The organism is Geobacillus sp. WSUCF-018B (genome assembly GCF_002809985.1).
Taxonomy (GTDB): Bacteria; Bacillota; Bacilli; order Bacillales; family Anoxybacillaceae; genus Geobacillus; species Geobacillus thermophilus.
The window spans coordinates 1-13,166 of the sequence record NZ_PIJF01000041.1 but is presented as its reverse complement, the minus strand read 5'-3'; the positions used below and the strand labels follow the sequence as shown (position 1 = coordinate 13,166).

Annotated in this window: 13 protein-coding genes, 1 tRNA gene and 1 pseudogene; 10 read left to right on the top strand and 5 right to left on the bottom strand. The window is 52.4% G+C overall.

The annotated features are described in order from the left end of the window. Positions 1–2 precede the first annotated feature (2 nt). A complete protein-coding gene (clpP, locus tag CV944_RS12255; RefSeq protein ID WP_033012074.1) occupies positions 3–593 on the bottom strand; it encodes an ATP-dependent Clp endopeptidase proteolytic subunit ClpP in 591 nt (196 codons plus the stop codon). A gap of 346 nt (positions 594–939) precedes the next feature. Between clpP and CV944_RS12245 the strand changes: the two genes are divergently transcribed. Continuing rightward, a tRNA-Arg gene (locus tag CV944_RS12245) sits at positions 940–1,011 on the top strand. Positions 1,012–1,181: 170 nt separating this feature from the next. Here CV944_RS12245 and CV944_RS17975 read toward each other — a convergent pair. Continuing rightward, positions 1,182–1,250, bottom strand: a pseudogene (locus CV944_RS17975) (multidrug DMT transporter); the annotation flags it as partial. Here CV944_RS17975 and CV944_RS17325 point away from each other — a divergent pair. Beyond that, positions 1,251–1,403, top strand: a complete 153-nt coding sequence (locus CV944_RS17325) for a hypothetical protein (protein ID WP_033012077.1) — start codon at positions 1,251–1,253, stop codon at positions 1,401–1,403. A 123-nt stretch (positions 1,404–1,526) separates the two neighbouring features. Here the strand turns inward: CV944_RS17325 and CV944_RS12235 are convergent, their stop codons facing one another. Beyond that, the gene (locus CV944_RS12235) at positions 1,527–1,937 is read right to left on the bottom strand and encodes a type II toxin-antitoxin system HicB family antitoxin (protein ID WP_033012079.1); all 411 of its coding nucleotides are present in this window, start codon (positions 1,935–1,937) and stop codon (positions 1,527–1,529) included. 24 nt (positions 1,938–1,961) lie between these two features. Further along, on the bottom strand, positions 1,962–2,153 hold the full coding sequence (locus CV944_RS12230; RefSeq protein ID WP_033012080.1) for a type II toxin-antitoxin system HicA family toxin: 192 nt from the start codon (positions 2,151–2,153) through the stop codon (positions 1,962–1,964). Between the two features lie 610 nt (positions 2,154–2,763). Here CV944_RS12230 and rpoN point away from each other — a divergent pair. The 8 genes from rpoN to eno all read left to right on the top strand — a co-directional run bounded on the left by rpoN (position 2,764) and on the right by eno (position 11,652). Then, positions 2,764–4,071 carry an RNA polymerase factor sigma-54 gene (gene rpoN, locus CV944_RS12225; protein WP_100659547.1) on the top strand — a complete coding sequence of 436 codons (1,308 nt, stop codon included), beginning with the start codon at positions 2,764–2,766 and terminating at the stop codon, positions 4,069–4,071. A gap of 29 nt (positions 4,072–4,100) precedes the next feature. Next, complete coding sequence (locus CV944_RS12220; protein WP_033006443.1) at positions 4,101–4,346, top strand: glutaredoxin family protein; 246 nt, start codon at positions 4,101–4,103, stop codon at positions 4,344–4,346. Positions 4,347–4,468: 122 nt separating this feature from the next. Further along, positions 4,469–5,488: a sugar-binding transcriptional regulator gene (locus CV944_RS12215; protein WP_100659546.1), complete on the top strand. Its 1,020-nt coding sequence runs from the start codon at positions 4,469–4,471 to the stop codon at positions 5,486–5,488. A gap of 42 nt (positions 5,489–5,530) precedes the next feature. After that, entirely contained in the window at positions 5,531–6,538 is a 1,008-nt protein-coding gene (gene gap, locus CV944_RS12210; protein WP_100659545.1) for a type I glyceraldehyde-3-phosphate dehydrogenase, read from the top strand. 122 nt (positions 6,539–6,660) lie between these two features. Beyond that, the gene (locus tag CV944_RS12205) at positions 6,661–7,845 is read left to right on the top strand and encodes a phosphoglycerate kinase (protein ID WP_100659544.1); all 1,185 of its coding nucleotides are present in this window, start codon (positions 6,661–6,663) and stop codon (positions 7,843–7,845) included. Positions 7,846–8,028: 183 nt separating this feature from the next. After that, a complete protein-coding gene (gene tpiA, locus CV944_RS12200) occupies positions 8,029–8,790 on the top strand; it encodes a triose-phosphate isomerase (protein ID WP_100664262.1) in 762 nt (253 codons plus the stop codon). Then, positions 8,783–10,318: a 2,3-bisphosphoglycerate-independent phosphoglycerate mutase gene (gene gpmI / locus CV944_RS12195; protein WP_013524585.1), complete on the top strand. Its 1,536-nt coding sequence runs from the start codon at positions 8,783–8,785 to the stop codon at positions 10,316–10,318. Before tpiA ends, gpmI begins: the two co-directional genes overlap by 8 nt. 41 nt (positions 10,319–10,359) lie before the next feature. Next, complete coding sequence (gene eno / locus CV944_RS12190) at positions 10,360–11,652, top strand: phosphopyruvate hydratase (protein WP_011232524.1); 1,293 nt, start codon at positions 10,360–10,362, stop codon at positions 11,650–11,652. A 1,061-nt stretch (positions 11,653–12,713) separates the two neighbouring features. Here eno and CV944_RS12185 read toward each other — a convergent pair. Next, complete coding sequence (locus CV944_RS12185) at positions 12,714–12,986, bottom strand: hypothetical protein (protein ID WP_029761341.1); 273 nt, start codon at positions 12,984–12,986, stop codon at positions 12,714–12,716. Positions 12,987–13,166: the final 180 nt, after the last annotated feature.

Sequence of the window (13,166 nt, the reverse complement as noted above, 5' to 3'; positions counted from 1 at the left end):
GCTTATTTTTCGTCCGAACGCGTCAGCACCCGGTCGATAATGCCATATTCCATCGCTTTTTGCGCTGTCATGAAGTTGTCGCGGTCCGTATCGCGTTCGATCACTTCGATCGGCTGGCCGGTGTTTTCCGCCAAAATGCGGTTCAGTTTGTCGCGCAAGAACAAAATGCGCTTCGCGGCGATTTCGATTTCCGTCGCTTGCCCTTGGGCGCCGCCGAGCGGTTGGTGGATCATTACCTCGCTGTTCGGAAGGGCAAACCGTTTTCCTTTGGCGCCAGCCGCCAGCAGAAACGCCCCCATCGATGCCGCCATGCCGATGCAAATCGTCGATACGTCCGGCTTAATGAACTGCATCGTGTCGTAAATCGCCAAGCCGGCCGTGATCGAACCGCCCGGGCTGTTGATGTACAAGGAAATGTCTTTGTCCGGGTCTTCCGCCGCCAAAAACAGCAGCTGCGACACGATCGAGTTGGCCACTTGGTCGTCGATCGGGCTGCCGAGGAAAATGATCCGGTCTTTCAACAACCGCGAATAAATGTCATACGCCCGTTCCCCGCGGTTCGTCTGTTCAATGACCGTCGGAATCAAATACATCCAAAACGCCTCCTTTTCCCTTTCATAAAGTATGTACGCCTTCATCATACACGAATGGTCAATGAAGGTCAAACAAAATGCCCTCTTCCCGCCAGTTATATATATTCGCGAACGACGGCGAACATCCCTCTTTTCATCATAACCGCTTTTTCATTTTTTAAACCACTGTTTTCCGCCGCCTCTGCAACCGGGGCGAAGAACCGCGGCCGTCGGTGCAGGCGATAAGGTGTGGAATGGGCGCCCAATTTTTCCTCTTTTTTTATTGCATTTTCCCCTTGCATTTTTTTTCGATCCTGCTATAATAGAACATGCAACAGAACGGAACAGCAAAACAATCAATCGATATGCCCTCGTAGTGTAGTGGATAGCACGAGAGATTCCGGTTCTCTTAGCGTGGGTTCGAATCCTGCCGAGGGCGCTACTTGTATCCGACCCGTTCGGATCAGAATTCCTAAACTCCTTGATACGACCGCGTTTGCGGTCGTTTTTCATTTTTGGGGAATCCCGAAAAAAACGATAGAATCCGAAAAAATTTTGCACGAATTTTGCACGGCTATTTGGTACGATCCAGTTCCGCCATCGCGAGACGACCTGCCGGGATTCTTTTTGTTCCATCTCATCTAAAATATGCGAGTACGTTTGCAGAGTAGTGACAATATGGCGGAACGGGAAACGAGTTTGGAGCAGCTGGCTTCGATTCGGTTTCGCCAACCGTCGATCACGATTCGGACCTTGTCCGCAGACAAAGCGTATGGCGCCACGGAGTATCTGGAAGCGCTCTTTCTTCATCCAGACTACAGTTGCAAATGATTTGTGTACCTCTTCAAGTGGTGTTCAGACAATGATTGAACGGTCGGAGAAAAAATAAAAAAAACGTATAAACGAAAGCCTCTTCTGCTGCCTTTGCGAGTGAAGAGGCTTTTTATAATGTATTTATCGGTCGGTAGCGCCAAGATGCTTCTTTAATGCTTCTTGAAGAATTTGGGAGTAGTTCACGTTATGTTCTTTCGCTAGATCATCAAGCCATTTCGGGATAGTCAACGTCTTTTTAACGGCTCTGTTTTCCATTTCATGTCTAAAAGGTGGCATCCATACCTCGATGAACACGATTACTTGATTGTTTTCTGTTTGAATTTCCGATACTTTTGAAGGCTCAGGAATCTCTTCATTTTCCTGTTCCAAGCCGTATAAGTGTAATGCCATCGCCTCTTTAGCCATTTTAAAAGCGTCTTCTTCTGTATCTCCGCAAGTAAAGCAGCCAGGAAGATCAGGAAACTCAACAGATATTCCATCGCTGCTGTAATCGAAAATAGCTGGATAAATATAGCGGTCTTTTTTGTGCATATATGTTAACCTCCTTTAGGGGGCTTATAATAGTCCCGCCTGTTTGAGTATGCTTTTTACTGTTTTGATCGGTAAGTTTTTCTTTGGATGGGGGATGGTTACTAGTCCAGGTTTACTGGGATGTTTAAACTGATGATGACTGCCACTTGTTCTTACTATGTACCACCCATCTTGTTGTATGATTTTTATTAATTCCTTTGAAGAGTAACTCTTCATTTCCCTCCCTCCTTAATTACATTATAACACGTATTTTAACACGTATAAACAGTTTTTAATCAATTTTTTGTTTTTTGTCGTGTAAATGCCACTAATAAGTGAAAGGTGCAAACCGAATCCTCCTTCCGTTGCGTCACCCGATTGGGCGGCGTTTTTTATTTAGGTGAGGTGATACACGTGTAGAAGTTGCACGAGGTATTGAACGATAACAAAAGCTAAACCACATGAAGAAAAAGGACAGAATGACCTGGGGCGACTGGATGGAGATCATGGGGTCCGGCGCGATACGTATAAACGAGTGCGCGGGGCGGTGAGGAGGAAATGGGAAGGAATAAAGACCCTTAGGTTAAAAAACATATACTTGGTATATGGTTATAATCCTGCCGAGGCAAAACAGCCGCCTAGGAGGCTGTTTTTCTTTTAGATCAGCAGCGGACGCGCCGCTTTCCTCGAGAGGGTTCCCAAATCAAGGGCTCGGGCGGGGCATTGGGTTTTTTCGTCTGAACAGGCGCCGGTTCGGGCGGTCGACAAGGCCGCTTTCCGCCGTCAAAAATTTCTCCTACCCCCTCCTGCTCCCGTCGTGTACAATAAAAGAAAGGGAGGCGTGACGATGAGGGCGGAGTTATGGCAAGAGCAGCGGCTGCAGCTGTCGCTGACAAAGGAACTGGTGCAGGCGATTGAACTGTTGCAATATTCCGCAGTGGATTTGGAAGCGTTTTTATATGAACAGTCGCTGGAAAACCCGTTTTTGGAAATTCGCCGCACTCGGGTGCGGCAACGGCCAAGCCGGACCGAAAGAGACCAAAAGCAATGGCTCGAGAACATCGGCGCCCGCGCAGAGACGCTTGGCGGTTATTTGCTTTCGCAGCTGCCTGCATGCAAGCTCGATGATCAAGAAGAGCGCATCGTCCGTTATCTCATTGCCTCGCTCGATGAGGACGGCTATTTGCGCGTGCCGCTTGCCGAGCTGGCGGAGCGGTTTTCCACATCGGAACAAGAGATGGAACGGGGGCTGCGCCTTGTGCAGTCGCTTGACCCGCCGGGAGTCGGCGCCCGCGATTTGGCGGAATGCCTTCTTTTGCAGCTGGAACGTCTTCCGGAGCGCGACGAGCTGGCGGAAACGATCGTTCGTGATCATTTTATTCCTTTTGCGGAAAAGTCGTGGAAAACGCTGGCCAAGCAGCTTGGCGTCAGCCTTGGCGAACTGCAGCGCGTCTTCGAGCTCATTCGCACACTCGAGCCGCGGCCGGGCATTCACTATTCGAGCGAAACACCGCCTTTGGTGGTGCCGGATGTCATCGTCGTCCGCGGGGCGGAAGGGGACTGGATGGCCGCCTATAATGATGACATCCATCCGGAGCTCGGATGGAATCGGGAGTACGAGCGGCGCATCGCCGCATCGAGCGATCGGCATGCCGAACAGTTTATCAAAGAAAAATATCGGCAATTTACATGGCTTGCAAAAAGCCTAGAGCAGCGAAAACAGACGCTTCTTCGGCTCATGGCGGTCATTGTCGACCGCCAGCGCCCGTGTTTGGAGTTTGGGCTTTCGGCGCTCAAGCCGATGACGATGCGCGAGGTGGCCGAGGAGCTCGGCGTCCATGAATCGACGGTAAGCCGTGCGGCGCGTCATAAATATGTGCAAACGCCGTTTGGCACGATCGAGCTGCGCCGCTTCTTTTCGAACGCCGCGACGGTCAAGGAAACGATCGAGGTGGCTTCCTCCGCTCAAGTGAAATCGATCATCCAAGAGCTGATCGCGGCGGAAGACCGACAGGCGCCGCTTTCTGACCAACAGCTGGCCGATTTGCTTCATGGCCGATACGGCATCGCCATTTCGCGCCGCACGGTCGCCAAATACCGCGAGCAGCTGCGCATTCCTTCTTCGGCGAAACGAAAGCAATACACCGGAGCTTGATGCGACCGGTGAAAGAAAGGAAGAACGCGATGCACATCCGGTTGTACACGAAGACGAACTGTCCGCTTTGCGACAAAGCGAAAGCGGTTTTGACGGAGCTGCAGGCAGACTATCGGTTTACGATGGAAGAGATCGATATTTATGAAGACGACGCGCTTCTCGAGAAATATCAGTTGATGATTCCGGTCGTCGAGCTTGACGGGGAAGAAATCGGGTATGGGATGATTGAAAAAGAAATGGTGAGAAAGCGGTTGCGGCAAGTGCGAAACAGTTGAACGGCTATCGTCCTCCTGCTATAATGAAAATGGCGCGGGAGGAATTTTTTATCGATTGGTGGGACATAATATGTCATACCGGGACAAAAAACGTCCCTACGTTCTGCTAAGGGGAAGGATCGATGCAACCGTTAGTAGAGGCATTAAAAAAATTATCGCCCGACTTGCTTGACGTTATGCAAAAACGGTACGAGATTTTGCACTCCATTTCGCTTATGGCGCCGATCGGGCGGCGGGCGCTGGCGGCGAGCCTCGGCATGAGTGAGCGGGTGCTCCGGTCGGAAACAGAATTTTTGAAAGGACAAAACTTGCTTTCCGCCGATGTGTCGGGCATGCGGTTGACGGAGGAAGGCCAGGCGCTCCTTCATACGCTCAATGATTTGATGCGGGAAGCGCTCGGACTCAAAGAGCTGGAAGCCGCGCTGCAGGAACAGCTCGGCATTCCGCGGGTGATTGTCGTTGCCGGGGATAGCGACCGTTCCCCTTGGGTAAAAAAAGAAATGGGTAGAGCGTGTGTCGCCTGCATGAAGGAGCTGCTTGAGCCCGGGGACATCGTCGCCGTGGCCGGCGGAACGACGATGGCGGCGGTCGCGGAGATGATGACGCCGGATTCGAAGCTTCGCGATGTGTTGTTCGTGCCGGCGCGTGGCGGCCTTGGCGAAGATGTCGAGAATCAGGCGAACACGATTTGTGCGAAAATGGCGGAAAAAGCGATGGGCCGCTATCGGTTGCTGCACGTGCCTGACCAGCTGAGCGATGAAGCGTACGCGTCGCTTGTCGAAGAGCCGGCGGTAAAAGAAGTGCTTGAGCTCATCCAATCATGCCGCATGGTCGTCCATGGCATCGGTGAAGCGGTGACGATGGCCAAGCGGCGGAAGACGCCGCCTGTAGAGATGGAGAACATCATCGCCCGCCATGCGGTCGCCGAGGCGTTCGGCTACTATTTCAACGAGTACGGCGACGTCGTCCATAAAGTGAAAACGGTCGGCATTCAACTTGAGCATCTCCCGCATGTCGAACACGTCATCGCCGTCGCCGGAGGGGCATCGAAGGCGAAAGCCATTCGCGCGTACATGAAACGGGCGCCGCACTCGCTATTGGTGACGGACGAAGGAGCCGCAAAAGCGTTCGTAGGGGAGTAATCTCCCTTGCTGATACAATCCAATCGCAAGGAGGAAAATAAGATGGCAGTCAAAGTGGGAATCAACGGATTTGGCCGCATCGGACGCAACGTCTTCCGCGCGGCATTGAAAAACCCGGACATTGAAGTGGTGGCGGTGAACGATTTAACCGATGCGAATACGCTTGCTCATTTGTTGAAGTACGACTCTGTCCATGGCCGTCTGGATGCCGAAGTGTCCGTCAACGGTAACAACTTGGTCGTCAACGGCAAAGAAATCATCGTCAAGGCGGAACGCGATCCGGCGAACTTGGCGTGGGGCGAGATCGGCGTTGACATCGTCGTTGAGTCGACCGGCCGCTTCACGAAACGCGAAGACGCCGCCAAACATTTGGAAGCGGGTGCGAAAAAAGTGATCATTTCCGCCCCGGCGAAAAACGAAGACATTACGATCGTCATGGGCGTCAACCAAGACAAATACGACCCGAAAAGCCACCATGTTATCTCGAACGCGTCGTGCACGACGAACTGCTTGGCGCCGTTTGCCAAAGTGCTGCATGAACAATTCGGCATCGTCCGCGGCATGATGACGACCGTTCACTCGTACACAAACGACCAACAAATTTTGGACTTGCCGCATAAAGATTTGCGCCGGGCTCGCGCCGCGGCCGAATCGATCATTCCGACGACGACCGGGGCGGCGAAAGCGGTCGCGCTCGTTTTGCCGGAATTGAAAGGAAAGTTGAACGGCATGGCGATGCGCGTGCCGACGCCGAACGTATCCGTTGTCGACTTGGTGGCGGAATTGGAAAAAGAAGTGACGGTCGAAGAAGTGAATGCCGCGTTGAAAGCAGCAGCGGAAGGCGAGCTGAAAGGCATTTTGGCCTACAGCGAAGAACCGCTCGTGTCGCGCGACTACAACGGCAGCACCGCTTCGTCGACGATCGACGCGTTGTCGACAATGGTCATTGAAGGCAAAATGGTGAAAGTCGTTTCGTGGTATGACAACGAAACGGGCTATTCGCACCGCGTCGTCGACTTGGCCGCCTACATCGCCTTGAAAGGGCTGTAAAACCAGCTTGGCGTTGAGTTTTCCATCCGTTCAAGTCTATAATAGGGAAATGGAGGGGAGCGGGGAAATGATCCCCACTCCTTTTCCTTTGTCCAAACTGTAGCCAAAAGGGGGCACGAACGATGAACAAGAAGACGATCCGCGACGTTGAGGTGAGGGGAAAGCGCGTCTTCTGCCGCGTTGATTTCAACGTGCCGATGGAAGAAGGCGCGATCACTGATGACACACGCATTCGCGCCGCACTCCCGACGATCCGCTATTTGATCGAGCACGGGGCGAAAGTCATTTTGGCGAGCCACCTCGGCCGCCCGAAAGGAAAAGTGGTCGAAGAATTGCGTTTGGATGCCGTTGCCAAGCGGCTCGGCGAGCTGCTTGAACGGCCGGTCGTGAAAACGAATGAAGCGATCGGCGATGAGGTGAAAGCGGCGGTCGACCGTTTGAACGAAGGCGACGTGCTCTTGCTTGAGAACGTCCGTTTTTACCCTGGCGAAGAGAAAAACGATCCAGAGCTGGCCAAAGCGTTTGCGGAGCTCGCGGATCTATATGTCAACGATGCGTTCGGCGCCGCCCACCGCGCTCATGCGTCGACGGAAGGCATCGCCCATTACTTGCCGGCGGTGGCCGGATTTTTGATGGAAAAAGAACTCGAAGTGCTTGGCAAGGCGCTTTCGAATCCGGACCGCCCGTTTACAGCGATCATCGGCGGCGCGAAAGTGAAAGACAAAATCGGCGTCATCGACAATTTGCTTGAAAAAGTCGACAACTTGATCATCGGCGGCGGACTGGCGTACACGTTCGTCAAAGCGCTTGGGCATGATGTCGGCAAGTCGCTGCTTGAAGAAGATAAAATCGAACTGGCGAAATCGTTTATGGAAAAAGCAAAAGAAAAAGGCGTCCGTTTTTATATGCCGGTGGACGTGGTCGTCGCCGACCGGTTTGCGAACGACGCCAACACGAAAGTCGTGCCGATTGACGCGATTCCAGCCGATTGGGAGGCGCTTGACATCGGTCCGAAAACGCGCGAATTGTACCGCGATGTCATTCGCGAGTCGAATCTCGTTGTCTGGAACGGCCCGATGGGCGTCTTTGAAATGGAGGCGTTCGCGCACGGGACGAGAGCGGTCGCTGAAGCATTGGCGGAAGCTGCCGATACATACTCGGTCATTGGCGGCGGGGATTCGGCGGCGGCGGTTGAGAAATTCGGCTTAGCCGACAAAATGGATCATATTTCCACCGGCGGCGGCGCGTCGCTTGAGTTTATGGAAGGAAAACAGCTCCCAGGGGTCGTGGCGTTAAACGACAAATGACGATGCAGCGGCAGCTTGGGGGCGCGTTGGCGCCGCCCGGCAAGCGATAATGGCCGCTGACGACAACCCGGCGGCGATGGGCGGCGGCCTTTTCGCCAACGGAGGGGCGCCAGCCAACACCAAGCTTCATTCCCCGAGGGGAGCGGGGCGGTCCGCGCCGCCCAGCGAAAGGAAGGGTGAACGATGAGAAAACCGATCATTGCAGGCAACTGGAAAATGCATAAAACATTAGCGGAAGCGGTTCAATTTGTCGAGAACGTAAAAGGGCTCGTGCCGCCGGCCGATGAAGTCGATTCCGTCGTTTGCGCGCCGTTTCTCTTTTTGGATCGGCTGGTGCAAGCGGCAGACGGCACGAATTTAAAAATCGGGGCGCAAAACATGCATTTTGCCGACCAAGGGGCGTACACCGGCGAAGTGAGCCCGGTCATGCTGAAAGACCTCGGCGTCACGTACGTCATCCTCGGCCATTCGGAGCGCCGGCAAATGTTCGCCGAAACAGATGAGACCGTGAACAAAAAAGTGTTGGCCGCCTTCACCCGCGGGCTTATACCGATTATTTGCTGCGGCGAATCGCTTGAGGAGCGGGAAGCGGGGCAGACGAACGCCGTTGTCGCCTCGCAAGTGGAAAAAGCGCTCGCCGGCTTGACGCCGGAACAAGTGAAGCAAGCGGTCATCGCTTACGAGCCGATTTGGGCGATCGGGACGGGCAAATCATCAACACCGGAAGACGCCAACAGCGTCTGCGGCCATATCCGTTCGGTTGTTTCGCGCCTGTTTGGCCCGGAGGCGGCGGAAGCGATCCGCATCCAATACGGCGGCAGCGTCAAACCGGACAACATCCGCGACTTTTTGGCGCAAGAACAGATCGACGGCGCCTTAGTCGGCGGGGCGAGCCTCGAGCCGGCTTCATTCTTGCAATTGGTGGAGGCGGGGCGCCATGAGTAAAAAACCGGTTGCGCTCATCATTTTAGACGGATTTGCGCTGCGCGACGAAACGTACGGCAATGCGGTCGCTCAGGCGAACAAACCGAACTTTGACCGCTATTGGAACGAATACCCGCACACAACGCTCAAGGCGTGCGGCGAGGCGGTCGGGCTTCCGGAAGGGCAGATGGGCAACTCGGAAGTCGGACACTTGAACATCGGCGCCGGGCGCATTGTGTACCAAAGCTTAACGCGGGTCAACATTGCCATTCGCGAAGGCGAGTTTGACCGAAATGAAACGTTTTTGGCGGCGATGAACCATGTGAAACAACATGGGACAAGCTTGCATTTGTTCGGCTTGCTTTCCGACGGCGGGGTGCACAGCCATATTCACCATTTGTACGCCCTCTTGCGCTTGGCGGCGAAAGAAGGCGTAAAACGCGTGTACATCCACGGCTTTTTGGACGGCCGCGACGTCGGCCCGCAAACAGCGCCGCAATACATCAAAGAACTGCAGGAAAAAATCAAGGAATATGGCGTCGGCGAAATCGCGACGTTATCGGGCCGCTACTACTCGATGGACCGCGACAAGCGGTGGGACCGCGTCGAAAAGGCGTATCGGGCGATGGTGTACGGGGAAGGGCCGACGTACCGCGATCCGCTCGAATGCATCGAGGACTCGTACAAACACGGCATTTACGACGAATTCGTCCTGCCGTCGGTCATCGTCCGCGAAGACGGCCGGCCGGTGGCGACGATTCAAGACAATGACGCGATTATCTTCTATAATTTCCGCCCTGACCGGGCGATCCAAATTTCAAACACGTTTACGAACGAAGATTTCCGCGAGTTTGACCGCGGCCCGAAACATCCGAAGCATTTGTTCTTTGTCTGCTTGACCCATTTCAGCGAAACGGTGAAAGGGTACGTGGCGTTCAAGCCGACGAACCTTGACAACACGCTTGGGGAAGTGCTGTCGCAGCACGGACTGCGCCAACTGCGCATCGCCGAGACCGAAAAATATCCGCACGTGACGTTTTTTATGAGCGGCGGCCGCGAAGAGAAATTTCCAGGCGAAGACCGGATTTTGATCAACTCGCCGAAAGTGCCGACGTATGACTTGAAGCCGGAAATGAGCGCCTATGAAGTGACCGATGCGCTGCTCAAGGAAATTGAAGCCGATAAGTACGATGCGATCATTTTGAACTACGCCAACCCGGATATGGTCGGCCATTCGGGCAAGCTCGAACCGACGATCAAGGCGGTGGAGGCAGTGGACGAATGCCTCGGCAAAGTCGTCGATGCCATTTTGGCCAAAGGCGGCATCGCCATCATCACCGCCGACCACGGCAACGCCGATGAAGTATTGACGCCGGACGGCAAGCCGCAAACGGCTCATACGACGAATCCGGTGCCGGTCATCGTGACGAAAAAAGGCATCAAGCTTAGAGACGGCGGCATCTTAGGCGATTTGGCGCCGACGATGCTTGATTTGCTCGGCTTGCCGCAGCCGAAAGAAATGACGGGGAAATCGTTGATTGTCAAATAACGATGATCTTGAGAAAACGATACGAAAAGGAGTGTGTTCCCATGTCTGCCATTATCGATGTCTACGCTCGCGAAGTGCTCGATTCGCGCGGCAACCCGACGGTGGAAGTGGAAGTGTACACAGAAGACGGCGGCTTCGGCCGCGCCTTGGTGCCGAGCGGCGCCTCGACCGGGGAATATGAAGCGGTCGAACTGCGCGACGGCGATAAAAACCGCTACCTCGGCAAAGGGGTGTTAAAAGCGGTCGAAAACGTCAACGAAATCATCGCGCCGGAAATCATCGGCCTGGAGGTCGCCGACCAAGTGGCGATCGACCGGAAGCTGATTGAATTAGACGGCACGGAAAACAAAAGCAAGCTTGGCGCCAACGCCATTTTGGGCGTCTCGCTCGCCGTGGCCCGCGCGGCAGCGGACGAGCTTGGCCTGCCGCTGTACCAATACTTAGGCGGCTTTAACGCCAAAACGCTGCCGGTGCCGATGATGAACATTTTAAACGGCGGCGCGCATGCGGACAACAACGTCGACATTCAAGAATTTATGATCATGCCGGTCGGCGCGGAAAGCTTCCGCGAAGCGCTGCGCATGGGGGCGGAAATTTTCCACAGCTTAAAAGCGGTGCTGAAAGCGAAAGGCTACAACACCGCCGTCGGCGATGAAGGCGGCTTCGCCCCGAACTTGAAATCGAACGAAGAAGCGCTGCAAACGATCATCGAAGCGATCGAAAAAGCCGGCTACAAACCGGGCGAACAAGTGATGCTCGCCATGGACGTTGCCTCGTCCGAGCTGTACAACAAAGAAGACGGCAAATATCATCTTGAAGGCGAAGGCGTTGTGAAAACGTCGGAAGAAATGGTCGCTTGGTATGAAGAGCTTGTATCGAAATATCCGATCATCTCGATCGAAGACGGGCTCGATGAAAACGACTGGGAAGGCCATAAACTGCTGACCGAGCGGCTCGGCAAAAAAGTCCAGCTTGTCGGCGACGACTTGTTTGTCACAAACACGAAAAAACTGGCCGAAGGCATTGAAAAAGGCGTCGGCAACTCGATTTTGATCAAAGTGAACCAAATCGGCACGCTCACCGAAACGTTTGACGCCATCGAAATGGCGAAACGCGCCGGCTACACCGCCGTCGTCTCGCACCGTTCCGGCGAAACGGAAGACAGCACGATCGCGGACATCGCCGTCGCCACCAACGCCGGCCAAATCAAAACGGGCGCGCCGTCGCGCACCGACCGCGTCGCGAAATACAACCAGCTGCTCCGCATTGAAGATGAACTCGGCCACACGGCCATTTACCAAGGCATCCGTTCGTTTTACAATTTGAAAAAATAACCGATAACAGAATCATTACAGGCACCTTTCGGCTGTTTGCCAAGAAAGGTGCCTTTTTTTGCGGCGGGCGAGGATAGCAAAGGGTCGCGTCAAAAGCGCGTTATGAAGACTCCACATAGACCATCCCCTTGAGTATCGGAGGGATGTTCAAGGATGGAGTCGCCCTTGACCAACACCCGACAAAGGTGGGAAAGAATCGTCAAGGGCGGTGGAGACAAAAAGAAGGCAATCGTTTTCCCATATTACACCCATTACATACACAGTGATTGAATATTGGGTCTTAGGGATTTCAAACAAATCGGCGAATCATTTGGGCAACAAGCTTGTCACTTCTTTGTTCTGGTAAAGTTCTTTTTCATCTTCCGTACAACAATCAATACACTTAACTATTTTGAGAAGATCAATTTTGATTTGATTATATTTTTTAATTTTCTTGCAAATATTTCCCATGATTTCACTCTCATACTTAAACAATCACATCTTTGTCTCTAGAAGGCCGGTGAAAAACGAGGATACTTGAGAAATCGACGAAGCTGAATGAGAAACAAAAGCACGTTTTATCAAGGTTTCTGAATTTGAGAAAATATAGGTTTTACCTCGTTGCTAAGTAAATCACCGGGCTCCTAGAGATAAGTTGAAATTCCTTTTGAAGCTTCTTACTTCTTGTTTGTAGAAGAGCTTAAAAAACCAATGGGGACTGATAAAATAATGGAAGGTGAAATCGCACCCGAAGCCTGGTATGAGGGATGCTTAGTTTCCTATGGTTCTGGTAATGAAAAATATTGTTACCAAAATTACTTTGGAGCCAAGTGTAGAAGTGGAACACCAATTAACGCATTAGACCGATGCTGCCAAGCTCACGATCGTTGTTGGGCTAATTTTGGGAAAGGAGACGATGGTTGCGATTACGAATGATATCTCTGTGCATACGCTACTTATGATCCGGGCTGGTGGATGGTTGCCGAGTTTGGATTATTGTGCTCGCAAGGAAAATTAGGTAGCATTTTCTAAATGTTTTTATGAAAAGAGAAGGTCTATTCCAACCTTCTCTTTTCGTGCTCTTATCCTCCCATAACACGGGCTAAATAATAATAAAAACTCCAAAGACCTAAAGAACTAAGGCTACTTAACAAGACAGCAAGCGATAAAAATAGGTTGGCATTGGATTCCTTTCTATAACGAACTAGAAACATAATGGACAGGATGATACCAGCAACGAAAAAGGGTAGCCATACCAGCCATAAAGAACCGAAGGGGAACCCGGTATCTATGAGGTAACCCACTATAAAAACAAGATTGATAAATAAAATTACAGGAAGAATTATTTTCTTCATTTACACTTTCACCTTTTACTGGAAAATGGATTGAACAAAATCTTTTATATAATTTTAACAAAATATAGAAAGGTTTTAAATACCTGAATCCGTGACAAAACATCTTTACAATGGTCGCAAACCGTTGATACGATAAGGGAAAACGACGTTGACGATTCTTCATCAAGTAGGTGATATGAT